General features: G+C 71.0%; 23 protein-coding genes and 3 tRNA genes. 8 read left to right on the top strand and 18 right to left on the bottom strand.

Annotated elements, in window-relative coordinates; translation table 11 throughout:
- Positions 1 to 33 precede the first annotated feature (33 nt).
- The 5 genes from rpmG to LCD35_RS02735 form a co-directional block, all read right to left on the bottom strand.
- Positions 34 to 198 (bottom strand): 50S ribosomal protein L33, encoded by a 165-nt coding sequence (gene rpmG, locus LCD35_RS02755; protein WP_224956909.1) that lies wholly within the window; start codon positions 196 to 198, stop codon positions 34 to 36.
- 67 nt (positions 199 to 265) lie between these two features.
- Positions 266 to 341 (bottom strand) — tRNA-Met (locus LCD35_RS02750).
- A gap of 88 nt (positions 342 to 429) precedes the next feature.
- Positions 430 to 502, bottom strand: a tRNA-Thr gene (locus LCD35_RS02745).
- 133 nt (positions 503 to 635) lie between these two features.
- The gene (locus LCD35_RS02740; RefSeq protein WP_224956910.1) at positions 636 to 3,266 is read right to left on the bottom strand and encodes a bifunctional diguanylate cyclase/phosphodiesterase; all 2,631 of its coding nucleotides are present in this window, start codon (positions 3,264 to 3,266) and stop codon (positions 636 to 638) included.
- A 339-nt stretch (positions 3,267 to 3,605) separates the two neighbouring features.
- Positions 3,606 to 4,703, bottom strand: coding sequence for an alpha/beta hydrolase (locus LCD35_RS02735; protein ID WP_225043656.1), 1,098 nt, complete (start codon positions 4,701 to 4,703; stop codon positions 3,606 to 3,608).
- A 28-nt stretch (positions 4,704 to 4,731) separates the two neighbouring features.
- On the opposite strand from LCD35_RS02735, the gene LCD35_RS02730 reads away from it, so the two are divergent.
- On the top strand, positions 4,732 to 5,163 hold the full coding sequence (locus LCD35_RS02730) for a TIGR03668 family PPOX class F420-dependent oxidoreductase (RefSeq protein ID WP_225043695.1): 432 nt from the start codon (positions 4,732 to 4,734) through the stop codon (positions 5,161 to 5,163).
- Positions 5,164 to 5,431: 268 nt separating this feature from the next.
- Here LCD35_RS02730 and LCD35_RS02725 read toward each other — a convergent pair whose 3' ends face one another.
- Together LCD35_RS02725 and LCD35_RS02720 are read right to left on the bottom strand one after the other, a co-directional pair.
- On the bottom strand, positions 5,432 to 6,376 hold the full coding sequence (locus LCD35_RS02725; protein ID WP_225043655.1) for a VOC family protein: 945 nt from the start codon (positions 6,374 to 6,376) through the stop codon (positions 5,432 to 5,434).
- A complete protein-coding gene (locus tag LCD35_RS02720) occupies positions 6,373 to 6,873 on the bottom strand; it encodes a sigma-70 family RNA polymerase sigma factor (RefSeq protein WP_255614190.1) in 501 nt (166 codons plus the stop codon). Before LCD35_RS02720 ends, LCD35_RS02725 begins: the two co-directional genes overlap by 4 nt.
- A 165-nt stretch (positions 6,874 to 7,038) precedes the next feature.
- Here LCD35_RS02720 and LCD35_RS02715 point away from each other — a divergent pair, with 165 nt between their 5' ends.
- Positions 7,039 to 7,329, top strand: coding sequence for a hypothetical protein (locus tag LCD35_RS02715; protein WP_225043654.1), 291 nt, complete (start codon positions 7,039 to 7,041; stop codon positions 7,327 to 7,329).
- Positions 7,330 to 7,344: 15 nt separating this feature from the next.
- Here the strand turns inward: LCD35_RS02715 and LCD35_RS02710 are convergent, their stop codons facing one another.
- Entirely contained in the window at positions 7,345 to 7,578 is a 234-nt protein-coding gene (locus LCD35_RS02710) for a hypothetical protein (RefSeq protein WP_225043653.1), read from the bottom strand.
- Positions 7,579 to 7,779: 201 nt separating this feature from the next.
- Between LCD35_RS02710 and LCD35_RS02705 the strand changes: the two genes are divergently transcribed.
- The gene (locus LCD35_RS02705; protein WP_224956917.1) at positions 7,780 to 8,100 is read left to right on the top strand and encodes a hypothetical protein; all 321 of its coding nucleotides are present in this window, start codon (positions 7,780 to 7,782) and stop codon (positions 8,098 to 8,100) included.
- A 125-nt stretch (positions 8,101 to 8,225) separates the two neighbouring features.
- Here the strand turns inward: LCD35_RS02705 and LCD35_RS02700 are convergent, their stop codons facing one another.
- A complete protein-coding gene (locus LCD35_RS02700) occupies positions 8,226 to 8,780 on the bottom strand; it encodes an alpha/beta fold hydrolase (RefSeq protein WP_224977476.1) in 555 nt (184 codons plus the stop codon).
- Positions 8,781 to 8,858: 78 nt separating this feature from the next.
- Between LCD35_RS02700 and LCD35_RS02695 the strand changes: the two genes are divergently transcribed.
- Positions 8,859 to 9,683, top strand: coding sequence for an SAM-dependent methyltransferase (locus LCD35_RS02695; RefSeq protein WP_224977477.1), 825 nt, complete (start codon positions 8,859 to 8,861; stop codon positions 9,681 to 9,683).
- A 502-nt stretch (positions 9,684 to 10,185) separates the two neighbouring features.
- Here the strand turns inward: LCD35_RS02695 and LCD35_RS02690 are convergent.
- Both LCD35_RS02690 and LCD35_RS02685 read right to left on the bottom strand, forming a co-directional pair.
- Positions 10,186 to 10,611 carry an SH3 domain-containing protein gene (locus LCD35_RS02690; protein WP_224956919.1) on the bottom strand — a complete coding sequence of 142 codons (426 nt, stop codon included), beginning with the start codon at positions 10,609 to 10,611 and terminating at the stop codon, positions 10,186 to 10,188.
- A gap of 397 nt (positions 10,612 to 11,008) precedes the next feature.
- A tRNA-Tyr gene (locus LCD35_RS02685) sits at positions 11,009 to 11,089 on the bottom strand.
- Positions 11,090 to 11,214: 125 nt separating this feature from the next.
- Here LCD35_RS02685 and LCD35_RS02680 point away from each other — a divergent pair.
- Positions 11,215 to 11,706, top strand: a complete 492-nt coding sequence (locus LCD35_RS02680) for a YajQ family cyclic di-GMP-binding protein (protein ID WP_224956920.1) — start codon at positions 11,215 to 11,217, stop codon at positions 11,704 to 11,706.
- Between the two features lie 330 nt (positions 11,707 to 12,036).
- A complete protein-coding gene (gene rfbA / locus LCD35_RS02675; RefSeq protein WP_225043652.1) occupies positions 12,037 to 12,918 on the top strand; it encodes a glucose-1-phosphate thymidylyltransferase RfbA in 882 nt (293 codons plus the stop codon).
- A 4-nt stretch (positions 12,919 to 12,922) separates the two neighbouring features.
- Here the strand turns inward: rfbA and htpX are convergent, their stop codons facing one another.
- Complete coding sequence (gene htpX, locus LCD35_RS02670) at positions 12,923 to 13,792, bottom strand: zinc metalloprotease HtpX (RefSeq protein WP_225043651.1); 870 nt, start codon at positions 13,790 to 13,792, stop codon at positions 12,923 to 12,925.
- 333 nt (positions 13,793 to 14,125) lie between these two features.
- Here htpX and LCD35_RS02665 point away from each other — a divergent pair, with 333 nt between their 5' ends.
- Positions 14,126 to 15,034, top strand: coding sequence for a YceI family protein (locus LCD35_RS02665; RefSeq protein ID WP_224956923.1), 909 nt, complete (start codon positions 14,126 to 14,128; stop codon positions 15,032 to 15,034).
- A 55-nt stretch (positions 15,035 to 15,089) separates the two neighbouring features.
- Here the strand turns inward: LCD35_RS02665 and ddaH are convergent, their stop codons facing one another.
- Complete coding sequence (gene ddaH, locus LCD35_RS02660) at positions 15,090 to 15,950, bottom strand: dimethylargininase (protein ID WP_224956925.1); 861 nt, start codon at positions 15,948 to 15,950, stop codon at positions 15,090 to 15,092.
- 74 nt (positions 15,951 to 16,024) lie between these two features.
- Here ddaH and LCD35_RS02655 point away from each other — a divergent pair, with 74 nt between their 5' ends.
- Positions 16,025 to 16,465, top strand: coding sequence for an Lrp/AsnC family transcriptional regulator (locus tag LCD35_RS02655; RefSeq protein WP_224956927.1), 441 nt, complete (start codon positions 16,025 to 16,027; stop codon positions 16,463 to 16,465).
- Positions 16,466 to 16,519: 54 nt separating this feature from the next.
- Here the strand turns inward: LCD35_RS02655 and LCD35_RS02650 are convergent, their stop codons facing one another.
- The 5 genes from LCD35_RS02650 to nuoL all read right to left on the bottom strand — a co-directional run bounded on the left by LCD35_RS02650 (position 16,520) and on the right by nuoL (position 24,517).
- Entirely contained in the window at positions 16,520 to 18,100 is a 1,581-nt protein-coding gene (locus LCD35_RS02650; RefSeq protein ID WP_225043650.1) for a hypothetical protein, read from the bottom strand.
- Between the two features lie 211 nt (positions 18,101 to 18,311).
- Entirely contained in the window at positions 18,312 to 19,343 is a 1,032-nt protein-coding gene (locus LCD35_RS02645) for a polyprenyl synthetase family protein (RefSeq protein WP_373689989.1), read from the bottom strand.
- A gap of 49 nt (positions 19,344 to 19,392) precedes the next feature.
- Complete coding sequence (nuoN, locus tag LCD35_RS02640) at positions 19,393 to 20,955, bottom strand: NADH-quinone oxidoreductase subunit NuoN (protein WP_224956929.1); 1,563 nt, start codon at positions 20,953 to 20,955, stop codon at positions 19,393 to 19,395.
- Positions 20,956 to 20,958: 3 nt separating this feature from the next.
- Positions 20,959 to 22,536: a NuoM family protein gene (locus LCD35_RS02635; protein WP_224956930.1), complete on the bottom strand. Its 1,578-nt coding sequence runs from the start codon at positions 22,534 to 22,536 to the stop codon at positions 20,959 to 20,961.
- 49 nt (positions 22,537 to 22,585) lie between these two features.
- The gene (gene nuoL, locus LCD35_RS02630) at positions 22,586 to 24,517 is read right to left on the bottom strand and encodes an NADH-quinone oxidoreductase subunit L (protein ID WP_225043694.1); all 1,932 of its coding nucleotides are present in this window, start codon (positions 24,515 to 24,517) and stop codon (positions 22,586 to 22,588) included.
- Positions 24,518 to 24,613: the final 96 nt, after the last annotated feature.

Raw genomic sequence — 24,613 nt, 5'->3', positions numbered from 1 at the left:
GCGGGTTCTCCGAGTCCGTCGGGAGCGCTGTGGTCAGCGAGTCTCCTTGTGGGTGCGGTGCGTACCGCAGTGGGGGCAGAACTTCTTCATCGCCAAGCGGTCCGGGTCGTTGCGCCGGTTCTTGTTGGTGATGTAGTTGCGGTTCTTGCACTCCTCGCAGGCCAAGGTGATCTTGGGGCGAACGTCGGTGGCGGCCACGGAGGTGCCCTTCCTCTCTCGTACTGCGTCCTAGGAGGCTCGCTCGACAGGCGTGGGCGAACCGAAGTGGTAGCGGTGGCCGGACTTGAACCGACGACACAGCGATTATGAGCCGCTTGCTCTACCGACTGAGCTACACCGCCGAGGACAACCTGACAGGTTCTTCACCGAGGTTACCTCATGCAAAACAGCCGCAGCACCCAGATACCCGAGCACCGCGACTGTTTTCCGAGCCCCAATACGGAATCGAACCGTAGACCTTCTCCTTACCATGGAGACGCTCTGCCGACTGAGCTATTGGGGCATGTCCTTGCGGAGCGATTAGAACTCTACACACCCGCCGAACCGGCCTTGCGACGGGGGTCCTCTTTCGGGGTAGTCCCAGCTCAGCGGGCACTTCTCGACCGCAGGAGCCGGGATCCGGCCACCGCGGACGATCAGTGCACCAGTGTGAGCACCGTCTCGGACTTGGCGCCGCGGGCCTTCACCGTCCGGGCCTGCAGCCACGCCTCCAGCCGGTCCTCCGGCAGCGGCCGCGAGATCAAGTAGCCCTGCGCGATGTCGCAGCGCATCCCGACGAGCTGGTCCCGGGCGGCGTCGTCCTCCACGCCCTCGGCGACCACGACCAGGTCCAGCGAGTGCCCGAGTTCCACGATGGTGCGCACCACGGCCATGTCGCTGAGATCGGTGCCCATGCCGAGCACGAAGCTCTTGTCGATCTTCACCTCGTCGACGGGCAACGTCCGCAGGTACGCCAGCGAGGAGTAGCCGGTGCCGAAGTCGTCCACGGCCAGCACCACGCCGAGCGCGTGCAGCCGCCGCAACACCGGCATGGAGCGCTCCGGCTCCTCCATCACGGAGGACTCGGTGAGCTCGAAGGTGAGCAGTTCCGGCGGCACGTCGTGGCGGCGCAGCGCCTCCGCGACCCGGTCCGGGAAGGACTCGTCGTTGAGGTTGCGCACGGACAGGTTCACCGCGACCGACATCCGCAGGTCCCGGTCCATCCACTCCCGCACCTTGATCAGCGCGCGTTCCATCACGAAGGACGTCAGCGCGTCGACCAACCCGGTGGCCTCGACCACCGGCACGAACTCGTCCGGGTCGAGCCGGCCGTACTCCGGGTGCCACCAGCGCACCAGCGCTTCGGCGCCGACGACCTGCCTGCCGGGCAGCGCGACCTTCGGCTGGTAGTGCACTTCGACCTGGCCGGTGTCCAGCGCCTGCCGGAACTGGGTGACCAGCTGGAAGCGGCGCAGGAACACCTGGCCCATGGCCGGGGCGTAGCCGCGGACCACGTCCTTGGCGTTGCGCGCCGCGCGCACCGCCACGTCGGCGTGCTGCAGCAGCGTGTCGATGTCGTTCTCGGCCTCCGCATCGGCCGGAGCCGAGGAGGAGAAGCCCGCGACGCCGCCCGCCTCCACGACGAGCCGGTCCAGCGGGTACGACTCCCCGATGACCTCGCAGAGCCGGGTACCGACCGCGTGCGCCTGCTCCTCGGTGTGGTCGATGAGCAGCACCGAGAACGAGTTGGCCTCCAACCGGGCCAGCGGCACCTCCGGCCCGAGCTCGCCGAGCATCCGCTGCCCGGCGGCGACCACGATCCGGTCGCCCCAGGTGTAGCCGAGCGCTTCGCTGACCGTGGTCAGCAGGTCCAGGTCCACCCGCAGTACCACCGCGGTCCGCCCGGCGCGCAACTCCTCTGCCGCCATCTCGCGGAAGCCCGCGCGGTTCAGCAGCCCGGTGAGCAGGTCGTGGTAGGCGTCGTGGCGCAACCGCGCCAGCAGCCGCCGGTTGTCCATCGCGGTCGCCAGGTGGCTGGCGAGGGTGTGCAGCAACCGCACGTCGGCGCGGCCGAACCCGCGCCACCGGCTGACCCGGTCGTGCGCCTCCACCGCGCCGAGCAGCTGGTTCGCGCCGCGCAGCGGCACCACCAGCGATTCGTAGGCGCCGCGCATCCGCAGCGCGCGGCGCACCTCGTCGGGCGCTTCGAGGGTGCGGAAGGACCGCACGTGGCTGCCCGGCAGCTGCAGCAGCGGGTCGTCGCGCAGCGCGTGCGGCCCCGCGATCCGGGCGGCTTCGGGGAGCGGTTCGCCCGCGACGAGGGTGCTCACCTCGCCGCGCGGGTCCAGCCGCAGGCGCAGCACCACGCGGGTGGCGTTGAGCTGTTCGCGGATGCGTTCCGCGACCGGTTCCCACTCGGTGACGGAGGTGGTGTCGTCCTCCGGTTCGGAGGGGTTGCGCACGGCGGCCTGGCCGGATCTGGCGACGCTGAGACTCACGTCGCTCAGCGCCTCCAGGTCGCGCTGCTCGCGCAGCAGCCCGGAGTAGGCGCGGTAGAGCCCGACGACGGCGACCGCGACCAGCGCCACCAGCAGCCAACCCCAGCGGGTGCTCTTGGCGACCTCGTAACCGATCAGTCCGACCGAGGTGTTGAGCAGGCCGACCGCGAGGGTGCGCACGGACAACCGCCCGGCGGCGCTGACCCGCATCGCCCCGCCGAGCACGTGCAGCGCGGCGAGCGCGAAGGCGCAGCTGATCAGCGGGGAGGTGAGGGTGCCGACGACCGGGCCGAACCAGTCCGGGGCGGTCTCCGGCAGGGAGCGCTGCACGGCCGTGGCGACCGCGAAGGGGACCGCGATCTCCAGGCACAGCACGCCCGCGTTGTAGACGACGTGGGTGGCGGCGCGCCGCCCGACCTGGGCGCCGAGCCCCGCGAGCAGGTTGGCCGCCAGCACCACTTCGAACGGCGCGGTCAGCAGGCCGAGGATCAGCGGGATCTCGGTGAAGGAGATGGTCCAGCCGACGCGCTTGACGTCGACGTCGATGGTGAGCTGCTCGGCGACGAGGAAGCCGATGGCCAGCAGCGGCCCGATGTAGAGCAGGCTGGCGTCGTAGCGGAACTCCAGCGCGGAGGACGTCAGACCGGAGACGAGCAGTCCGACCAGGAGCGTGACCGCGGAGAACGCGGTGAACACCCGCCGACGCGCCGGATCGACCTCGGCCCGCACCGGCGGACGCGGGGTGTCCAGCGTCGCCTCCGGATCGAGGGTGTGGTGACTCTCGATCATCCACCCTCCTCCTGCCCGGCGACACGAATGTCGCGCCGGATTGCCGAGCCGATCGTGACTCACGACGGGCACGGTTGGCCAGGGCCGAGCGGCCCGCCGAGCGCCGTCAAGATCCGTTTTCCGGGCGACCGGCGCGCGGTGCGCGCTCGGACCACCTGCGCAGACATCGAACTGACCAGCGGCTTCGACCAGTACCATCCTGGCCGCTGCGGTGCCGCCACGTCCCGACGACCCGGCAGCGGGCGATGTGAAAAAGGCCGCAGCAACCGATCAGTGACCATGCGGAGAGTATCCACGAAACACGGGGAGTGACCGCAGTTCCGTCAATCGGAGCAACGGTCAGGTCAAGCCTAGTTCGTCTACGTAATCACGGACCGCTCGATCGAGATCAGCCAGCCCCGATTCCTCGGTCGGCAGGTGTCCCGCCCCGTTCAGCTCGGCGAACCGCCCCCGCGCGCCGAGCCGGTCGAAGAACTCCTGGGACAACCGCGGCGGGCTCCACCGGTCTTCGGCCGGGTGCGCCAGCAGCACCGGCGGACCCGCGTAGTCCTCCGGCTCCACCGCGGGCGCGGCGACGAGGTAGCTGCGCAGGAAGCCCAGCGACATCCAGTTCCCGCCCGCGAGCGGGTCGGCCCAGATGGCGTGCGCGAACTGGGCGTGGTTCGACATCGCGGCGATGTTCACCAGCCACCGCACCGGAGCCCACGCCGGAGGCAGCGGCATCGGCACCGAACCGGGCAGCAGCCCGAGGAGTCCGGACCACCGGCCCACCTCGGGCGTGGTCGCCAGCATGCGGCGCACGTCGTCGCGACGCGGATCCGCGAGCCCCGTCACCAGCACTCCGGCGACCGAACCACCGGCTCCCGCGCGCGCCGCCACGTCGTAGGCCAACCGCCCAGCCGATCCCACACCCATCAGGACCACGGGCCGCTGGTCCGTTCGCCGCTCGGCCGCGACCAGGTCGGTGACGCACCGCAGCCAACCGGCGTAGGTGACGTTGCGCAGTCCGCTGGAGGTCAGGCCGAACCCCGGCAGGTCGGGCGCGAGGAACTCCAGGTCGGCGAGCGCGGGCAGCCGCCCGTAGGGCGTGAGCATCCGCCCGTAGCCGCCGATCCCGTGCAGCGCGATGACCTTCGCCGGCGCGTCCGGGCGCGCGATCCGGTCCAGGTGCACGCGTCTGCCGCGCCAGGACCACCACTCCTCGACCGGCATGCCCGGGGCCGGCGCCTCGGGCTGCACCGCCGTGTTCGGCAGTGCCTCGGCCGGCAGGCCCCGGCCGGTCAGGAGTCGGCTCGCCGAGCCGCGGGATTCCGCGTCCGGCTCGGGTTCCAGGCTGAGCCCGCTGGGGAAGAACTCCTGGTAGCGGAGCCAGTGCCGGTGCTCCGCGTAGCTGGGACCGACCGCGGTGTCGGATCCTGGTTCGGAAACTGCTCGCACACCACGAAGGTACGGAGTGGGCTCCACGATGCGCATCGGCCACGAGCAGGCTCGCCACTGGTTCCGGGAGTCCCGGGTGGCCCGGCTGGCGACCGCCGACCCGGCGGGCCTGCCGCACCTCGTCCCGATCACGTTCGCGGTCGACGGCGACCTGCTGGTCACCGCCGTCGACCACAAGCCGAAGTCGACGACCTCCCTGCGGCGCCTGCGCAACATCGAGCGGAATCCGCAGGTCGCCCTGCTGGTGGACCACTACGCCGAGGACTGGGAGCGGCTGTGGTGGGCACGGGCCGACGGGCTCGCCGAACTCGCCGAGGCGGAACAGCACCCGCACCTGGTGGCGGCGCTCGCGGCGAAGTACGAGCAGTACCGGCAGCGACCACCGCACCTGACGTTGATCGTCGTGCGGGTGTCGCGGTGGAGCGGCTGGCGTGCGGCTGGTGATCACTCTCACGGCTGAACCCCTCCTGTCGTCGGTTCCTCGCCTCGCCAGGTCGGGTGGCGAGTCCCGTCGGACTGCTCGTGGCGGTGGTGCGGGGCCCGCTGTCGGCCCGCTGGTTCGGCTCGGCCCCTCGGGCCTGTCGCCTCCGGGCCGATTCCCCGGGGCCGGCTTTTCGGACCTGGGTGGAGAGACCTGCGTGCCCGGCTATCGGGCGCGCTCGGTCTGAGATCTCAGGTCCGGGTGGCCGGCCGCGGGAAGTCGGATTCGGACGTTCGGTTCCTGCGGATCACTCGGCGGCCCCCAGCAGGTAGAACGTCCGCCCCTGGTTGTCGGTGCAGGTCGCGAGCCGTCCGTAGGGCATGTCCGCGGGCTCCTCCGCGTTCCCGCCGTGCGCCCGCACCTCGGCGAGCGTGGCTTCCAGGTCGTCCGTGCGGAAGCACAGCGTCACCTCGCCGGTGTCGCTGCCGTGCATCCCCGCCATCGGCTGCACGTCCTCGATCTGCCAGCCGTCCTCGACGTTGCCGGGACCGAACCGCCAGCCGAGGACGGCGCCGTAGAACTCCTTCGCGAGCGCGGTGTCCGGCGTGGCGATGGTGATGTAGTCGATGTCCCCGTGCCGCGGTGGCCGCGGCGCCGCCGGTTCGGAGCTCACCTCGGCCCGCCCGGGTGGGGTCATGATCATCCACCGGTGGCCGAACGGGTCGTCGAACCGGCCGGAGCGGCCGTAGGGGTGCTCCTCGACGTCGCCCACCACGGTCGCGCCGTGCTCCCGCGCGCGCTGCACGACGGCGTCCACGTCGGGAACCTCGACGTGCAGGGTCGTGCTGGCGCCGCCGCGGTGCACCGGCGCGAGCATGTCGATCTCGGGGAACTCGTCGGCCAGGAACAGCGCGCTGCCACCGACGTCGAGCTCCACGTGCCCGAGCCTGCCGTCGGCCATCGCGTACGGCTCGGCGCGCAGCCGGGCGCCCAGCACCGCGCCGTACCAGTCGATCGCCCGCTGCGCGTCCGACACGGCGAGGTACGGCGTCAACGTCATGGCCACCCGGTCGGACAGGTCCACCCGCTGCTCGCGGGCGGCGCCGGTGCGGGTGGATTCGGTGTCGGTCATGGTCACTCCTCGGTCGTCGAGCAGCGCGCGCTCCAGCCGGTCCCGCAGTCGTCCGGCGAACTGCGGAGACGGCTCGGCGGGCACGATCGGCTCGCGAAGAGCGTCGAACGGGTCGGTCATCGCCGTCGCCCTCCTCCGGTGCCCGATGCGTCGCTGGTTGCTTCGTACTCGCGGCGGAATGCCGCTCTGGCCCGGACCAGCAGCGCCTCGGTGGCGTGCACGGTCCGGTCGAGGTGCTCGGCGACCTCGGGCACGGGCAGCCCGTCGAGGTAGCGCAGCGTCAACGCCGCGCGATGGTGCTCGCCCAACCTCGCCAGCACCTCCCGTGCCCGCAACACGTCCAACCGGACGTCCCACAGGTCCTCGTCGTCCCGTGGTTCCTGCTGTTCCAGCCGTTCCAGCCCGCGTCGTTCCCGGCCGATCGCGCGCCAGTGGTCGGCGAGCTTGTGCCGGGCGATGCCGACCAGCCACGCCACCGTGGGCGGACTCCCCGACCGTTTCCGGGCGGCCTGCACCGCCGCGAGGAACGTGTCCGCGGTCAAGTCCTCGCTCAACGCGTGATCCCCGGAACGACCGAGCAGGTAGCCGTACACGTGCGGCAGCGCCTCGTCGTACATCTCGAGCAACGCCGCCGCCGGGTCCGGTTGCACCTGCGGTCGCTTCACATCCCCATAGTCGTTCGGGAGCGCGGTGCTCCGACGCCCTCGACCGCCCTCCGTTCGGGTGATGCGAGGTCGGCACCGCGCAGGGCGGGCTCGACCGCGACCTCTAACCTGCGGTGCGTGTCGGAAGAGCTGGTCCCCTCCCCCGAGCTGTCCCGCCTCGCGGCGGCGCTGGACGTCCTCGACGAGCACGCCGAGCTCAACCACCGCTACCGGCGGCTGATCACCGATTCCCGGAGCGCGCTGAGCGCCCCGCTGCTCCGAACCACCCAGGCGCGCGGCATCGGCAAGAAGCTCCTGGTGCTGGTGAAGGCGGCCGGACCCGGGTTTCCCGACACCCTCGCCGCGGCGGACCGCACCGCCCTGGAGGACGGGCTGGCGCAGGCGGACGAACTCGTCTTCCACACCTGACCGCGCCCCGGCCGCTCAGGCGAGTTCGACGTCCTCGATGCCGGCGAGCGTCCTGAGCAGCGCATCGACCGATCGCGTCCGGACCGATCGCCCCTCCCGGGCGGCGCGGGCCCGGTCTCCCGCGCGACGGTGCGGCCTGTGCTCGTCGATCCCCGCTTGACCGGAGACGAACACCAGTCCGTTCGCCTTCATCGCCAGCGAGATGCGGTACGGCTCGTACCGGTCGAGGTCGCGCGTCGCGCGGTGCATCGAAGTCAGGCCACCGACCAGCTCGAACGGTGGGCCGCGACTACCGGGGTGGGACCGCGAGCGGCGCGGGGGCACCGCGCACGACCACTCCGAATCAGAGCCCCGGCGCGCCGGTCCGGTGCCGCGGGACGAACTCGACCACCACGCGTGATCGCGTCCCGGGCTGGGCACCCTCCGGCGGAGACCGGCGGAAGGAGACCCATGAACGCACCGGAACCGACCACCGAGCAGATCACCGCCTGGCGCAACCTGCTGGACGCGTTCGCCCAGGTCAGCGCGTCCTGGGACGCCGCGGTCGCGATCGACCGGGACGCGGGGCCCGACGAGGGCCCGACGAGCTCGGTGCCGGAGCCGCTGCACGCGTCGTTCGCCCGCGCGGCGGCGGAGACCTCGGACGTGCTCACCGGGATCGCCGAAGCGCTCGCCGAGCACGAGGAAGGCGGGACGTTCGCGGAGGTGACGCGGACGCAGCGCGCCGCGCGCGACGCCTGGTCGTCGGCCCACTCGTCCAGCAGCGGCTGACCGGATCAGCGCCCGGCGAAGCGGCCCGTCACCTCGACCAGCACGTCCGCCACGGCAGCGCGCCCGCCGTGCCCCTGGTCGTCGACCAGGCGCAGTTCCGCGTCGGTCCGCACCTGCGCCAGGTGTCACGCGGTGTCCGGCGGCGTGCTCACGTCGCTCCGGCCGTGCACCAGCGCCCCCGGGATCCTGTTGAGCCGCACCGCGTTCCGCAGCAGTTCACCGTCCGCGAACCACGCGTCGTGCCGCCAGTAGTGCGTGACCAGCCGCGCGAACGCGAGCCGGAACTCCGGGTCGGCGTAGCGAGGATCGGGGCGGGCGTGGCCCACCGCCACGTGCGCTTCCTCCCAGCGGCACCAGTCCAGCGCGGCCCTCGCCCGCACGGTGGGGTCCGGGTCGTGCAGCGACCGGCTGTAGGCGTCGACGAGCCTGCCGTCCCGGTCGGCCGCGGGGACGCCGGCGCGGAACCGCTCCCACTGCTCGGGGAACACGCGCCGCATGTCCTGCGTGATCCACTCGACTTCGCGGTGCGTGGTGGTGCCGACGCTGAACAGCACGAGTTCGGTGACCCGCTCCGGGTGCAGTTCCGCGTACGCGAGCCCCAGCGTGGAACCCCACGCCCCTCCGAAGACCATCCACCGGTCGACACCGAGGTGACGGCGCAGCAGTTCGACGTCCGCCACCAAAGATTCGCTCTGTCGTTCGCACCGGCCGACCGCGCATACTTCCCGTTGCTCACCGTCTCAGCAGAGGAGGTTCCGGTGCACCCGGAACGGCAGTCCGCGCCCGACCTGTCCGGCATCACCGGTAGCCCGGACACGAGCGGTCCGAACGCGGCCCGGATGTACGACTACTACCTGGGCGGCTCGGCGAACTTCGCGGTGGACCGCGCCACGGCCGACGAGCAGATCGCGGTGCTGCCGAGCGTGGCCTCCACCGCGCGCGCGAACCGCGCCTTCCTCGGCCGAGCCGTGCGGATGTGCCTGGAATCCGGCGTGAACCAGTTCCTCGACCTGGGATCCGGCGTGCCCACCGTCGGCAACGTGCACGAGATCGCCCACCAGATCGACCCGGAAGCCCGCATCGCCTACGTGGACCGGGAACCGATCGCGGTGGCGCACAGCCGCCGGTTGCTGCGCGGCGACGAACGGGTGTCCGTCACCCAGGCCGACCTGACCGAACCCGAGAAAGTGCTGTCTGCGCCCGGCGTGGCGAACCTGCTGGACTTCAGCAAGCCGGTCGCGGTCCTCGCGATCAGCGTGCTGCACTTCGTGCGCGACGACCAGGACCCGGCGGGAATCCTCGCCACCTACCGCGACGCCTGCGTCCCCGGCAGCTTCCTGGCCATCTCGCACACCACCGCCGAAAGCCTCGCTCGGTCCACTGTGGACGAAGGATTGGCGATCTACCAGCGCACCTCCACCCCGGTTTTCCCGCGCCCCATCGCGGAAGCCCCCGGGCTGCTGGGGGGATACGAGGTCCTGGAACCGGGCGCCACGCTCGTCACGAACTGGCGGCCGGACTCCGAACCCGACCCGGCATCACCCGTCGCCAACACCTGGGCCGTCGTCGGCATCCTGCGATGAGCGGCAGGAAGGCGCCCGTCTGACATCTCCCTTCGGAGGTGGAACACCCCCGCACGTCACGATTCCACTTGACTCCACTCCCCACGGAGCCCTGTCGGATCACGACCTGAGCCGGTACGGAGTTTCACGCCCTACGGGCGGACGCGAAGTGCCTCAGCCGCGACGGACAAGCCGCACGTGACGGTTTCGGAGCGGCTCGACTGCCAGAGAACGCCCAAACCCAGCCGACGCGGGGTCGTCGTCAGGCGACCGGACAACGCAGAACGGCCCGGTAACCCTGTTCTTGCAGGTCACCGGGCCGTTGTGGCTGGTGTGCCAGGTGGAGGATTCGAACCTCCGAAGCTTGCGCGGCCGATTTGCAGAGTGGCGCCTGTAAAGCTCTGACGTGCGGAGACTTTGTGGCGCGGGTCAATGTGACCATTGATTGACCGGGTGCTCCATCATGCGTCCACGCGAAGACCGATCCCATTTCATGTCGCCACTCAGAGGTGACCGCGTGAACTCACTCGCCCTGTGTCAGGCAGGGAGCCGCCACGTAGTGGATCCCGCCGAAATATTCGATCGGCCACCAGACATTGTTGGGTACGGCATGCCCGCAGACTGGGCCGAAGGTATCGCCGTGCACGCCCTGCTGCGGCATCACAACCCGGTCTCCCCTGTTCAGCTTGCCGGTCACCGGAGCGCCGAGGCTGGGAGCACTGCGGACGTTCACATTGTCATCGACCGCCACGTACCAACCACCGTACGCGTGCGCCTGTGACGCGGGAGCCGTTGCCTCTTCGGGCGCAGCGGCTTGCGCTGTCGACCCGATCAGGCCGACCGTCCCGGCCACCGCGCAAGTCAGGATCGCCATCCGGGCCCTCTTGCCCGTTGTTCCAGTCATGTCATCCCCCAGCTGAACTTTGATGATCTGTGCAGGTCCGCCCACCGGATCAAGGTCAATGCGGAGATGATCCTACGGAAAACACGGCTGTCTCGGTGGTGGTTCGGGAAGTTCGGGCACGGTCTGGGCAAAGACGGCTCTGACGGACAACCCGTTGGAAGCGGTCAAGGGGAAGCGGCCTACCGCGCGTCTCCGCCAGGTCGATTCGCAGTCGGTGGCGAATCCGGTGCAGGCTCGAACGCTGCTGTCCTGCGGGTGTACGCGAAGTGCCTCGACGGGGGCGAGCAAGCCGCCCGGGATCGAGTCGGCGCAGCCCTCGGGCCGTGGCCAGGGATTGGCCAGAACTAGCCGTACAGAGCCGGTAGGGACCGTACACAGCCGGACAGCAGCAAACGGCCCGGTGACCCTGTTCTTGCAGGTCACCGGGCCGTTTCGGCTGGTGTGCCAGGTGGAGGATTCGAACCTCCGAAGCTTGCGCGGCTGATTTACAGTCAGCTCCCTTTGGCCGCTCGGGCAACCTGGCGTCGCTAGCCGGCTCGCGCTGGCTTGCGGGAACAAGGATACAGACTCGCGGCGACCGCTTCCCGAGGGGGTGGGGCCGGTAGCGTGTCCGGGCGACAGGGCCCGTTTCAACAGGAGGTGCGCGAGGTGGCAGACCCGTCGTTCGACGTGGTGAGCAAGGTGGACCGGCAGGAAGTGGACAACGCGCTGAACCAGGCGGCGAAGGAGCTCGCCAACCGGTTCGACTTCCGCGGCACCGGCACGAAGATCCAGTGGTCCGGCCAGGAGGGGATCGTGCTGGAGTCCGAGACCGAGGAGCGGTGCCGGGCCGCGGTCGAGGTCTTCAAGGAGAAGTTGATCAAGCGGGGCATCTCGCTGAAGGCCTTCGACGTGGGTGAGCCCGCCAGCTCGGGGCAGATCTACCGGGTCAGCGGCAAGGTGGTGCAGGGCATCGAGCAGGACGTCGCGAAGAAGATCTCGAAGAAGATCCGCGACGAGGGGCCGAAGGGCGTGCAGGCGCAGATCCAGGGCGACCAGCTGCGGATCTCCGGCAAGAAGAAGGACGACCTGCAGAACGTCATCCAGCTGCTGAAGGCCACCGACTTCGACGTGGCGCTGCAGTTCGAGAACTTCCGCTGATCGTCGGACGCCCCGACGCGGACCGGCGCGGCCGGGCCGGGTGCCATCACGGGGAGGCAGCACCCGGTCCGGGATGTCGGAACGCACCCGCAGCACCGCCCACGATCGCCGCAGTCGCCCGAACGGGGGCGACGCGGGCATCGGGGCGACCGGGCCGCGGAGAAGACGATCCAGGAAGGTTCAGCGCCCGGCGGCCCAGGAGGCCCATCACCTGGCCCGCCCAGCGCGATGCGGCAGTGCGGCGGCCCACTGCCGCCGGGAAACCGCACGGATCCCCGAATCCGGTCGACTACCGTGGGGACCGACCCACGGGCTCTGGAGGGATGCCGGGTGAGAGGAATCGTGCTCGCAGGAGGCAGCGGCACCCGGCTGCACCCGCTGACGCAGGGCGTGTCCAAGCAGCTGCTCCCCGTCTACGACAAGCCGATGGTGTACTACCCGCTGTCGGTGCTGATGCTCGCCGGGATCCGGGACGTGCTGCTGATCTCCACCCCGGTGGACCTGCCGCTGTTCCAGCGCCTGCTCGGGGACGGCTCGCAGCTCGGGTTGAACATCGAGTACGCGGAGCAACCGCAGCCGAACGGGCTCGCCGAGGCGTTCGTGATCGGCGCCGACTTCATCGGCGGCGACCCGGTGGCGCTGGTGCTGGGGGACAACATCTTCTACGGCCAGGGCTTCTCGCGGGTGCTGCAGCAGTCCACCCGGGACCTGCACGGCTGCACGCTGTTCGGCTACCCGGTCCGCGACCCGCACCGCTACGGGGTGGGCGAGGTCGACGCGGACGGCAAGCTCGTCTCCATCGTGGAGAAGCCGGAGCGGCCGCGGTCGAACAAGGCCATCACCGGCCTGTACTTCTACGACAACGACGTGGTGGAGATCGCCCGCGGCCTGGCGCCCTCACCCCGCGGCGAGCTGGAGATCACCGACGTCAACATGGCCTACCTGCGGCAGGGTCGCGCCCACCTCACCGAGCTGGGGCGCGGCTACGCGTGGCTGGACACGGGCACGCACGACTCGCTGCTGGAGGCCGGGCAGTTCGTGCAGGTGCTGGAGCACCGGCAGGGCGTCCGGATCGCCTGCCTGGAGGAGATCGCGCTGCGGATGGGGTTCATCTCCGCCGACCAGTGCCATGCGCTCGGCAGCAAACTCGCGAAGTCCGCCTACGGCGAGTACGTCATGGAGGTCGCCCGCGCGGCGGGCGCCGGGACCTGACGCGTCAGGGCAGCAGCCTGCGGCCGGCCATCCCTTCGAGCCGCTGCACCCGATCGCTGATCGGCGGGTGGGTGGAGAACAGGCGGGCCATCCGCTCCCCCGGCCGGAACGGGTTCGCGATCATCAGGTGGGACTGCGAGACCAGCTGCGGTTCGGGGGCGAGCGGCGCCTGCTGGGTGCCGCGCGCCAGCTTGCGCAGCGCGGAGGCGAGCGCCAGCGGGTCGCCGGTGAGCTCCGCGCCGGAGGCATCGGCCTGGTACTCGCGGGACCGGCTCACCGCCATCTGCACCACCGCGGCCGCGACCGGCCCCAGCAGCGCGATCAGCAGCATCGCGACCGGGCTCGGCCGGTCCTCGTCGCGCCCGCCGAACATGCCGAACAGCATGCCGAAGTTCGCCAGGAAGGTGACCACGCTGGCCAACGCCCCGGCCACGCTGGAGATCAGGATGTCCCGGTTGTACACGTGGGACAGCTCGTGCCCGAGCACGGCGCGCAGCTCGCGCTCGTCGAGCAGTTCGAGGATGCCGGTCGTGCAGCAGACCGCGGCGTTGCGCGGGTTGCGGCCGGTGGCGAACGCGTTCGGCGCCCGGGTGGGGCTGATGTAGAGCGCGGGCATCGGCTGCCGCGCGGAGGTCGCCAGCTCCCGCACGATGCGGTACATCGCGGGCTGCTCCGCCTCCGAGACGGGTCGTGCGTGCATGGAACGCAACGCCAGCTTTGCCGAATTGAAATAGGCGTAGCCGTTCATGCCGAGCGCCACGACCAGCGCCACGACCAGGCCCAGCCGGCCGAACAAGGAGCCCACCAGAAGGACCAGGGCGCTCATCCCGCCCAGCAGCAGCGCGGTCTTGAGTCCGTTGAAGTGCCCACCCACCGCGCTGTGCCCTCCGTGCCTGTCGCCGCTCACCGCTCGTTCGCCTCCGGACCTTCCTGGGATCGCCCCCGACCTGCGGAATCGTTGCGCCGTCCCGGTCGGGATCCACTGGGAAAACGCGCGGCGCGCGGGTGAAGTTCCGCTGCCGCGGAGTGCCGCGCACCACCCGAGAGGTCCAGACCGGTTCGACCGTTGTGCAACGATGACCTGCACAGTTTGGATCAGTGTGCACGGGACCGGGACGCCGAGATCGTTTCGGCCTAGCATGACCCGCGCCACCGAAAGAACGACTTTCCCGCACAGGGGGTGGCGGGAGAGCGGAAAGGATTCAAGATGTTCGCCAAACTGCGCAGGCGCCGCGGGAACACCGGCGCCGCACCACGGCCCGGCGCCGGGAACGCCGGCTACCTGCCGGAAACCCCCCTCGATGGCGGCGTCATCAGCTGCCAGGTGCACGACGAGATGGGCAAGCTGCTGCCGGGCGCCACGGTCACCATCACCGACCGGCTGAACCAGCAGATCGCACAGGCCGACACGGACAGCTACGGCTCGTTCCTCGCAACGGTGCAACCGGGCATGCACAAGATCTCGATCAACGCGGGTGGCTTCAAGCGCAAGAGCGCTCGCATCGAGGTCCGCGTCAACCAGCACACCTCGCTCGGCGGCGTGCGGCTGGAGTCGGACAACTCGCTGGCGCTGCCGCAGCCCGGCACCTGGACCTTCGACCCCACCCACACCGAGATCCACTTCGTCGCGCAGCACGTCGGCATGTCGAAGATCCGCGGCCGGTTCAACTCCTTCGAAGGCCAGATCCAGGTCGCGCGGCGCTTCGAGGACTCCCGGATCGACGTCGTCATCGACGCGGACAGCATCGACACCGGCGTCAACATGCGGGACACCCACCTGAAGTCCGCGGACTTCCTCGACGTGGAGAACTACCCGAAGCTGTACTTCAGCAGCACCAAGTTCCACCAGGTCCGCGGCGACCGCTGGCTCATCGACGGCGCGTTCACGCTCCGCGGCACCAGCAGCAACGTGCAGCTCGACACCGCCTACCTCGGGCAGCGGACCTGGCAGGGCCCCGGGTTCGAGAGCGACCGGCGGGCCGCCTGCCGCGCCACCACCACGCTGCGCCGCGAGGACTACGCGGTGAACTGGCAGGCCACCCTCGCCAAGGGCATCGCCGTCGTCGGTCCGACCATCGAGATCGAACTCGGCGTGCAGGCAGTGCTGGAGCAGTGATCGTTCCGCGCCGGCGGTTGCGGGGAACCGTCGGCGCCCCCGTCCGCGCGGCCGGTCAGCCGTGCAGCTCCATCGTGCAGCACTTCGGTCCGCCACCGGACTTGCGCAGCTCCGAGACGTCCACGTGGATCGGCTCGTAACCGCGGTCGCGCAGCTTCGCGGCCAAGCCCGTCGCCTCCAGCGGCAGCACCACGTGCCGCCCGTCGGACACGCCGTTCAGCCCCAGGCACTCCGCGTCGGCGGCGTCCGCGACCACCGCGTCCGGGAACAGCCGCTCCAGCACCCGCCGCGAACCCGCCGAGAACGCCTCCGGGTAGTAGGCGATCTGCGGGTGCTCACCCTGCGAGAGCACGAACAGCGCCGTGTCCAGGTGGTAGAAGCGGGCGTCGACCAGGCGCAACGACACCACCGGCACGCCCAGCGCCTCCTGCGCCTCCGCGTGCGCCTCCGGGTCGGTGCGGAAGCCGGTGCCCGCCAGCAGCAGGCCGCCGGTCCACGCGAAGTCGCCCTCCGCCTCGTTGATCCGCGACGGCATCACGATCTCGCGGTAGCCGTTCCCGGCGAACCAGCGGCGGAAGTGCTCGGCCTCCGCGGCGCGCTGCTCGGCGCGGAACCGGGATCCCAGCACCCGGCCGCCGATGACCGTGCCCGAGTTCGCCGCGAACACCATGTCCGGCAGCCCCGGCTGCGCGGGCACCACCGACACCGAGTGGCCCAGCCGCTCGTAGGTGCGCTTCAGCTCCTCCCACTGGCGCAGCGCGAGCTCGACGTCCACCGGGCGGTCCGGGTCCATCCACGGGTTGATCACGTACTCCACGGCGAAGTGCTCCGGCGGGCACATCACGTAGTCGCGCGGCGTCGGCGTGCGGGATCCGGTCCGGGTCTCGGCGCGCGGATCCACCAGGGCGGTCGTCATGATACGAAATCTAATCCCGCCTCCGGCGACCTTCAACAACGCTCCATTGCGCGAAATCCGGCAGTATGTTGCGCATGGACACCTTGGATCAGCGAATCGTTTCGCAGCTGGTGACGGACGCCCGCGCGAGCTACGCCGAGATCGGCGCCGTGGTGGGTCTGTCCGCGCCCGCGGTGAAGCGGCGGGTGGACAAGCTGCTGGACCAGGGCGTGCTGCGCGGCTTCACCGCCGTCGTGGACCCCGAGGCGCTGGGCTGGGGGACCGAGGCCTTCGTCGAAGTGCACTGCCACGGGAACGTGCCGACCCACCGCATCCGCAGCGGGCTCGAACCGCTGCCAGAAGTCGTCGCCGCTTACACGGTGTCCGGGCCCGCGGACGCGATCGTGCACCTGCGGGCCGCCGACATCCACCACCTGGAGACGGCGCTGGAACGGCTGCGCGGCGTCGAGTTCATCAGCCGGACCGTGTCCACGGTCGTGCTGTCCCGGCTGCTGGAGCGCCCGCCGCAGCCCTGAGGCGCGCACGACGAAGCCGCCCCCGCGACGTGGCGGAGGCGGCTTCGGGTCACGTCAGGAGCCGGAGTTCCAGTGCTGGAAGCCCGCTTCCTCCGCGTCGGCCTCCGTCCGGAACCACACCTCGGCGACGACGCGGTCGTAGTGCGGCGAGTCCGGGGCGTGGTAGCGGCGCGAAGCGAAATCGCCCTTGACCATGTGGCCGTCCTGCTGCGACGGCTCCTGCGGCGCGGCCAGCGACTCGCGCCTGCGGTTCGCCTGCGCCTGCGGGTCGGCGTGCCAGGCCGCCTGCGACCGGCCGGGGCGCTGCTGCATGCCGGGGCGCGGGCCGGCGCCGGGAGTGCGGCGCGGCAGCGGGGTCTGCTCGGACTCGGCGATCACCGGGACGTCCGAGGCCTGCTCGGGCGCGGCCTGGTCGGTGAACTCGTGCGCCCGGCTCTCCACCAGCGCGCGCAGGTTCCCAGCGAAGCCGTGGTCGTCCCCAGCACGGGCCGGTTCCGGTTCGGTCCAGGTCGGTTCGGCTTCCGGCTCGCGGGCCGGTTCGGCGTCGCGCGGGGCCTCCGAGGCGGGCCGCGGCGCATCCGACAGATCCGACAGGCCCAGCGCGGCGGACAGCTCGGCGGCGCCGGAGAGCCCGGGCGGGCCCGGGCGCAGCGGGGTCTCGGGCCGGGTGAAGATCTCGGTCCCGTCGCCGGTCGGCGCGGCCGACCGGGCGGGGCGGGCGATCTCGGACTCGTCGGCGGCGGCGTACAGCTGGAACCAGGTGCTGGCCGATTCGGCGGGCCGGTCGGCCACCGGGTCGGTGTTCGCGCCGCGCCCGAGCGCTTGGCCGATGTCCGCGGAGGTGGGGCGTTCGGCGTCCTCGCCGCCGTCCTGGTCGTTCGGGATGGTCCACGGCGCTCCGGCGGGCTGGCGGCTCGACTGCGCGGCGTCGGAACGCTGGGGCTGCTCGGGGCGCTGATCCTGCTCAGGACGTGGGGACTGCTCGGGACGCTGGGCCGTTCCCGGCCGCGGACCGCTGTCCTCGTCCTCGCGGACGCGGCTGGGCCACCAGCCACCGCTGGACCGGCCCGCGTAGGGGCTGTCGTCCTTCCAGGCGCCCGGGTTCCGGACCGGGAGGGACGGATCGCCGGGGGTGCGGGCGGGCGGCTCGGCGGGCTCGTGCGCGCAGGTGGCGCCGTCGTCCACCACCAGGTCGGCGACCTGGGAACCGCCGCGCACCGAGACCTCGGCGCGCGCGTCGGTGGTGGCGGTGGGCGCGGGTTCAGCCGCGGGCTGAGCTGCCGGGGTGCGAGCAGCCGAGGTCTGCGCGGCCGGCGCCGTGGGCCGCTCCGGCTCCGGCAACCGCGCGGTGCGCGGCTCGTCGTCCTCGTCCGGCTCGGCGAGCTGCCCGGCGTCCTGCTCCCAGCGCGGCTGCACCGCGGTGCGCTCCACGCCCAGCGGGGGCGAGGGCTGGTGGCTGCGCCAGATCTGCCGGTCGTGGCGCGCGTCCTGGTGCTCCACGTACTCGGTGAACTCGGAGGTCACCTTCCGCAGCCGGCGCCGCAGCGGCAGCACGAACAGCAACCAGGTGATCACAGAACCGAGCAGGAACGCGGCGACACTCCACAACCACACCTGCGTAAACAGCCACACCACCGGCGACGCCCTCCCTCAAAGGCCACGTGGGGCACCGTGAGCGTGGACAGGCTACTCCGCGCACGCTCCACCCCGTACCTCGACGCAACACTCCACCCGACCGGGACCAAGATCAGCCCCGGTGGAGTGACTCACCCGCGCCGAGCGTTCACTGTCCGACACCGCAGACGTGCCGAGCTCCGAGCGGTCCCCGACGGCCGCGCCCGGGCCGTCAGCGGGTCCGTGCCACCACGTAGTGGACCAGAGCCTCCAGCGCGGTCCGCGCGGAGCAGTCCGGGAGCTCCGCCAGCACCGCCCGCGCCTCCTGCGCGTACTCGTCGAGCGTGGCGCGGGCCCGCCGCAAGCCGCTGGACTCGCGCAGCAGCTTCAACGCCTCCGCCACGTCCTCGTCCGCGTGCAGCGGTTCGCCCAGCAGCTCCAGCAGCCGCGGATCGGTGTCCGCCGCGTCCCTGGCGTAGATCATCGGCAGCGTGAGCACGCCCTCGCGCAGGTCGGTCCCGGGCGTCTTGCCGGAGTCCGCCGCGGGCGAGGCGATGTCGATCACGTCGTCGGAGATCTGGAAGGCGATGCCGATGCTCTTGCCGAACGACTCCAGCGCCGCGACCTGCTCCGGGGTCGCACCCGCCGCGGTCGCGCCGAACCGGCCGGAGGTCGCGATCAGCGAACCGGTCTTCTCGTAGATCACCTGGAGGTAGTGCTCCTCCAGGTCCTGGCCCTCACCCGCGCCGATCGTCTCGCGCAGCTGCCCGGTGACCAGCGCTTCGAAGGTGGTCGCCATCCGGCGCACCGCGTCGGCGCCGAGGTCGGCGACCATCCGGGAGGCGTGCGCCATCAGGAAGTCGCCGGTGAGGATCGCCACCGAGTTGTCCCAGCGCACGTTCGCGCTGGCCGCGCCGCGGCGCATCGTGGCCTCGTCCATCACGTCGTCGTGGTACAGCGTCGCGAGGTGCACCATCTCCACCACCGCCGCCGAGGTGATCACCTCGTCCGGCGACGGGTCCGCGAAGTGCGCCGCCAGCAGCGCGAACAGCGGCCGGAACCGCTTTCCTCCCGCGTCCACCAGGTGCAGCGAAGTGCGGGTCGCGAAGTCGAACTCGCTGCGCACCGACTCGTGCAGCAGCGCTTCGACCCGGGCCATGCCCGCGGAGATCGACTCGGCCAGCGCCGGATCGTCGATGTCGAACCCGCTCGCAGCAGTACTGCCAGCCACGTTCCTGACCGGTTCACCAGATGGGCTGCTCACGTCACCGTCGCCTTCGCTCCCCCACCGAGTCGCCCTACGGGCGGGCACTCTACGACACGAAACCACCCACACCGGCCCAGTCCAGGGCCACCGTGGGCAGCACGCCCAGCAACAGCGTCACGACCACGCCCAACGTGATCGCCGCGGTTGTGAACGCACCCGGCACGCTGACGGTGGGCCCGTCCGCGGCCGGCTCGCTGAAGTACATCAGCACGATGACACGAAGGTAGAAGAACGCCGCAACCGCACTGGCCACCAGGGCCACCACCACCAGCGGGGCCATCCCGTCCGACAGCGCGGCCTCGAACACCACGAACTTCCCGATGAAACCGCTCGTCAGCGGGATTCCGGCGAGGGCGAACAGCAGGAACGTGAACACGGCGGCGAGCACCGGTGAACGCTTCGCCAACCCGGCCCAGTCGGAAAGGTGAGTAGCCTCACCCTCCGCGGTGCGCACGAGGCTGATCACACCGAACACGGCGACCGTGGTGAAGCCGTAGGCCAGCAGGTAGAACATCGTGCCCGACAGGCCGCGCTCGGTGAGGGAGATCGACCCGATGAGCAGGAACCCCGCGTGCGCGATGGACGAGTAGGCGATCATCCGCTTGATGTCGTTCTGGGTGAGCCCGAGGACCACGCCGATCACCATGGACACGATCGCGACCGCCCACATCACGCCGCGCCACTCCCAGCTGGACGCCTGCAACGCGACCTGCAGCACCCGCAGGATCGCGCCGAACGCGGCGACCTTGGTGCAGGCCGCCATGAACCCGGTGACCGCGGTGGGCGCGCCCTGGTAGACGTCCGGCGTCCAGGTGTGGAACGGGCCGACGGAGGCCTTGAACAGCAGACCGACGACGAGCAGCCCGATCCCGGCGAACAGCAGCGTCTCGGAGCGGTCGCTGGTGGAGGTGGCCTCGGCGATGTCGGCGAGCCGCACCGAACCGGCGTAGCCGTAGAGCAGCGCCAGCCCGTACAGGAAGAACGCGGAGGCGAACGCGCCGAGCAGGAAGTACTTCACCGCCGCTTCCTGCGAGAGCAGCCTGCGGCGCTTCGCGAGCCCGCACATCAGGTACAGCGGCAGGCTCAGCACTTCCAGCGCGATGAACATGGTGAGCAGGTCGTTCGCGGCGCAGAACACCATCATGCCGCCGAGCGAGAACAGGGCGAGCGGGAACACCTCGGTGCGCATCCCGGTGCCCCCGCCGCGGTTGCCGGGGTCCTGTTCGGCTTCGGCGGCGGTCTCGGCGACGAACGCGCCACCGGGTTCCACCGAGCGGTCCGCGATGAGCAGGATCGCCGCGATGCCGAGGCCGAGCAGCGTCCCCCACAAGAACAGCGTGGGCGCGTCCACGGCCAGCGCGTCGGACAGCGTGGTGACGCCGGTGCCGCCGGAGCGGGCGTGCAGCCCGAGGGCGATCCCGGCGGCGACGAGGGCCAGCAGGCTCAGCGCGACCTGGGTGGTCCAGCGGGACCGGCGGGGCACGAACGCCTCGACGAGCACGCTGATGCAGGCGGCGCCGAGCACGACCAGCACCGGTGTGATGGCGGCGTAGTCGATCGGCGGGATCGGAATCTGCTGCGCGTGGACCGCGACCTGAGTGGCACCCACTGTTCAGTTCCCTCCTTGCGAGGTCACGGGGTCGGTGACGCCGACCTCGCTCATGGTCGCCCCGACCGACGGGGTGATCACGTCCAGCACCGGTTTCGGATACACCCCGAGCGCGAGCACCAGCACGATCAGCGGGGTCAGCACGGCGATCTCCCGCGGGCGCAGGTCCAGCACCCGCGCCCGGTGCGCGCCGGGCCGGTTCGGGTCGGTGACGGCGCCCGGACCGCCCGCGGTGCCGACGAGGGCGTCGCCGCGCACCGGCCCCTGCATGATCCGCTGGTAGAGCCGCAGCACGTAGACGGCGGCGAGGACCATGCCGATGGTGGCGAGCACCGTGTACACCGGCTGCGTCGGGAAAGCGCCCAGCAACACCAGGAACTCGCTGATGAACGAGTTGGTGCCCGGCAGCGACAGGGTGCTGAGCCCGGCGATGAGCAACGTCCCGGCCAGCAGCGGGGTGATCTTCGCCATCCCGCCGTAGTCGGCGATCCGGGTCGACCCGCCGCGCGCGATGATCATGCCGATGACCAGGATCAGCAGTCCGGTCGCCAGGCTGTGGTTGAGCATGTACGACACCGCGCCCACCTGGGCCTGCGAGGTGTAGGCGAAGATCCCGAGCGCGATGAACCCGAAGTGCGCGATGGACACGTAGGCGATGAACCGCTTGAGGTCGGTCTGCCCGAACGCCTGCAGCGAGCCGTAGAGCACGCCGAGCACCGCCAGCACCAGCACCAGCGGCGCCAGCAGCTGGGAGGCGTCCGGCGTGAGCGGCAGGCTGTAGCGCAGGAAGCCGAAGGTGCCGACCTTGTCCAGCACGCCGACGACGATCACCGCGACGCCGATCGGGGCCTGCTCGGCGGCGTCCGGCAGCCAGGTGTGCAGCGGCACCAGCGGTGCCTTGATCGCGAACGCGGTGAAGAAGCCCAGGAAGATCCACACCTGCACGGCGATCGGCGCGTCGGCCAGGATCGGCACCAGCCGCGCCCAGTCGAAGGTGCCTTCGCCGGTGGCCTGCAGCGCGTAGGCGTAGGCGCCGATCGCGGCGGCCAGCATGATCAGGCCGCCGAGGAACGAGTACAGGAAGAACTTCACCGCCGCGTACCGGCCGCGTTCGCCGCCGTAGCCGCCGATGAGGAAGTACATCGGGATCAGCATGATCTCGAACAGCACGTAGAACAGGAACACGTCGGTCGCCGCGAACACGGCCACCGTCAGCGACTGCTCGACCAGCAGCAGCGAGAAGAACCCGCCGTGGCTGCGCCCCGCCGGCAGCCGCTCGCCCCAGCTGAAGCCGAGCACCAGCGGCATCAGCAGCGCGATCACGGCGATCATGACGAGCGCGATGCCGTCGACGGCGAAGGACACCCGGATGTCGAACGCCGGGATCCACTCGACGGAGCTGGCCAGTTGCAGCCGTGGCCCGGCCGGGTCGTAGGCGGCCCAGGCGGCGATCGCGACGGCGAACTCGGCCAGCGACACGGCGAGCGCGGTCCACTTCGCCACCGGCGCGTTGCGGCGCAGCAGCCCGACGGCGACGGCGCCCGCCAGCGGCAGCAGGACGAGCACGAGGAGCAGGGTCATCGGATCTCCTCTTCCCCCGGGAGGTTCGGCTGGGTTCGGGTGCGGTCGGTCACGGCGTGCCCACCACCAGCAGCGCCCCGATCAGCAGCACGCCGCCGCAGAGCATGGACAGCGCGTAGGAGCGGACGAACCCGTTCTGCCTGCGCCGCGCCCAGCCGGAGCCGAGCTGCAGCGCACCGGCGAGACCGGTGACGGCTCCGTCCACGGCGGCGCGGTCGAAGGCGACCAGGCCGCGGGTGAGCCCGGCGGTGGGTTTGACGGCGACGGCGTCGTTGAGCGCGTTGCCGCCGAGGTCGGCGCGCGCGGCGCGCACCACCGGCGACACCCGCTCGGGCCGGGTGACCGGCACCGGTTTCCGGCCGACGAGCAGCCAGGCGGCGAGCGCGCCGAGCGCGGAGAGCACCACGGTCAGCACCGGGATCACCGAGTGCGGCAGCGCCCCGCCGTGCGATTCCTCCAGCGCGCCGAGCGACGGCGCGAGGAAGGTGACCAGCCGGTCCCCGGAGGCGAGGAACATGCCCGCCCCGACCGAGCCGACGGCCAGCACGATCATCGGCCCGGTCATGATCGCCGGGGATTCGTGCGGGTGGTAGTCCTGCCCGTCCGCGGTCTTGAGGTCCTGCCAGCGCTTCTCGCCGAAGAAGGTCATCAGCACCAGCCGCGTCATGTAGAACGCGGTGAGCGCGGCACCCAGCAGCGCCGCGCCGCCGAACACCCAGCCCCGCCAGCCGTCCTGGCCGAACGCGGCCTCGATGATCGCGTCCTTCGAGTAGTAGCCGGACAGGAACGGGAACCCGATCAGCGCCAGGTAACCGAGCGCGAAGGTGGCGAAGGTGATCGGCAGGTGCTTGGCGAGCCCGCCGAACCGGCGCATGTTCACCTCGTCGCGCATCGCGTGCATCACCGATCCGGCGCCGAGGAACAGCCCGGCCTTGAAGAACCCGTGGGTGAGCAGGTGCATGATGCCGAGCGCGTACCCGGCGGGCCCGAGCCCGACGGCGAGGATCATGTAGCCGATCTGGCTCACCGTGGAGTAGGCCAGCACCTTCTTGATGTCGTCGTAGGCGCAGCCGATGACGCAGCCGACCAGCAGCGTCACCGCGCCGATGATGGTGACGACCAGCCTGCCGTCCGGGGACAGCGTGTACAGCGGGTTGGCACGGGCGATCAGGTAGACGCCCGCGGTGACCATGGTCGCCGCGTGGATCAGCGCGGACACCGGGGTGGGGCCTTCCATCGCGTCCGGCAGCCACGCCTGCAGCGGGACCTGGCCGGACTTGCCGCACGCCCCGAGCAGCAGCAGCAGCGTGATCGCCAGCAGCACGCCCGGGGCCAGCTCCCCGGCGCGGGCGAAGACCTCGGTGTACTGGGTGGTGCCGAGCTTCGCGAACAGCAGGAAGATCGCGAGGGCGAGCCCGACGTCGCCGACCCGGTTCATCACGAACGCCTTGGTCGCGGCCGCGGCCGCCGAGGGCCGCTGCTGCCAGAACCCGATCAGCAGGTAGGACGCCAGGCCGACGCCCTCCCAGCCGAGGTACAGCGTCACGAAGCTGTTGCCCAGCACCAGCACCAGCATGGCCGCGACGAACAGGTTCAGGTAGGCGAAGAACCGCCGCCGCTCGGTGTTGTGCCTGCCGGTGCGGCCTTCCTGGTCGTGCGCCATGTAGCCGATCGAGTAGAGGTGGATCAGCGCGCCCACCCCGGTGATCAGCAGCACGAACACCATCGACAGCGGGTCCAGCCGCAGCCCGAAGTCGACCTGCAGCGCCTCGACCGGGATCCAGGAGAACACGTGCAGCTCGCGCACCGGTTGCGCGTCGCCCGCGATGCTCGTGAACAGCGCCACCCCGTAGGCGAACGCCGCGATCACGGTGGCGCTGCCCAGCAGGTGGCCCCACCCGTCGGCGCGGCGGCCCGCGATCAGCAGCACGGCCGCGCCGAGCAGCGGCAGCGCGATGAGCAGCCAGGCGCCGCCCTGCACGGGACCTTGCGCGGCCTGCACGGCGAGGAGATCGGGACTGGCCGGGAACGTCGTCGTCACGCCAGGCTCTCCCTACTGTGAGTGCGAACGGGGGTT

The organism is Saccharopolyspora sp. 6V (assembly GCF_020176785.1).
Classification (GTDB): Bacteria; Actinomycetota; Actinomycetes; order Mycobacteriales; family Pseudonocardiaceae; genus Saccharopolyspora_C; species Saccharopolyspora_C gregorii.
This window is presented reverse-complemented; position numbering and strand designations above follow the sequence as displayed.

What these genes read in the sequence shown, in the direction of transcription:
- LCD35_RS02720 (WP_255614190.1), bottom strand. Translation starts at nt 6,873, where the DNA reads ATGTACGACGAGGCGCTGCCGCACGTGTACGGCTACCTGCTCGGTCGT.
- LCD35_RS02725 (WP_225043655.1), bottom strand. Translation starts at nt 6,376, where the DNA reads ATGACCGACCCGTTCGACGCTCTTCGCGAGCCGATCGTGCCCGCCGAG.
- LCD35_RS02705 (WP_224956917.1), top strand. Translation starts at nt 7,780, where the DNA reads ATGAACGCACCGGAACCGACCACCGAGCAGATCACCGCCTGGCGCAAC.
- LCD35_RS02635 (WP_224956930.1), bottom strand. Translation starts at nt 22,536, where the DNA reads ATGACCCTGCTCCTCGTGCTCGTCCTGCTGCCGCTGGCGGGCGCCGTC.
- LCD35_RS02740 (WP_224956910.1), bottom strand. Translation starts at nt 3,266, where the DNA reads ATGATCGAGAGTCACCACACCCTCGATCCGGAGGCGACGCTGGACACC.
- LCD35_RS02665 (WP_224956923.1), top strand. Translation starts at nt 14,126, where the DNA reads ATGTTCGCCAAACTGCGCAGGCGCCGCGGGAACACCGGCGCCGCACCA.
- LCD35_RS02655 (WP_224956927.1), top strand. Translation starts at nt 16,025, where the DNA reads ATGGACACCTTGGATCAGCGAATCGTTTCGCAGCTGGTGACGGACGCC.
- LCD35_RS02710 (WP_225043653.1), bottom strand. Translation starts at nt 7,578, where the DNA reads ATGCACCGCGCGACGCGCGACCTCGACCGGTACGAGCCGTACCGCATC.
- ddaH (WP_224956925.1), bottom strand. Translation starts at nt 15,950, where the DNA reads ATGACGACCGCCCTGGTGGATCCGCGCGCCGAGACCCGGACCGGATCC.
- LCD35_RS02730 (WP_225043695.1), top strand. Translation starts at nt 4,732, where the DNA reads ATGCGCATCGGCCACGAGCAGGCTCGCCACTGGTTCCGGGAGTCCCGG.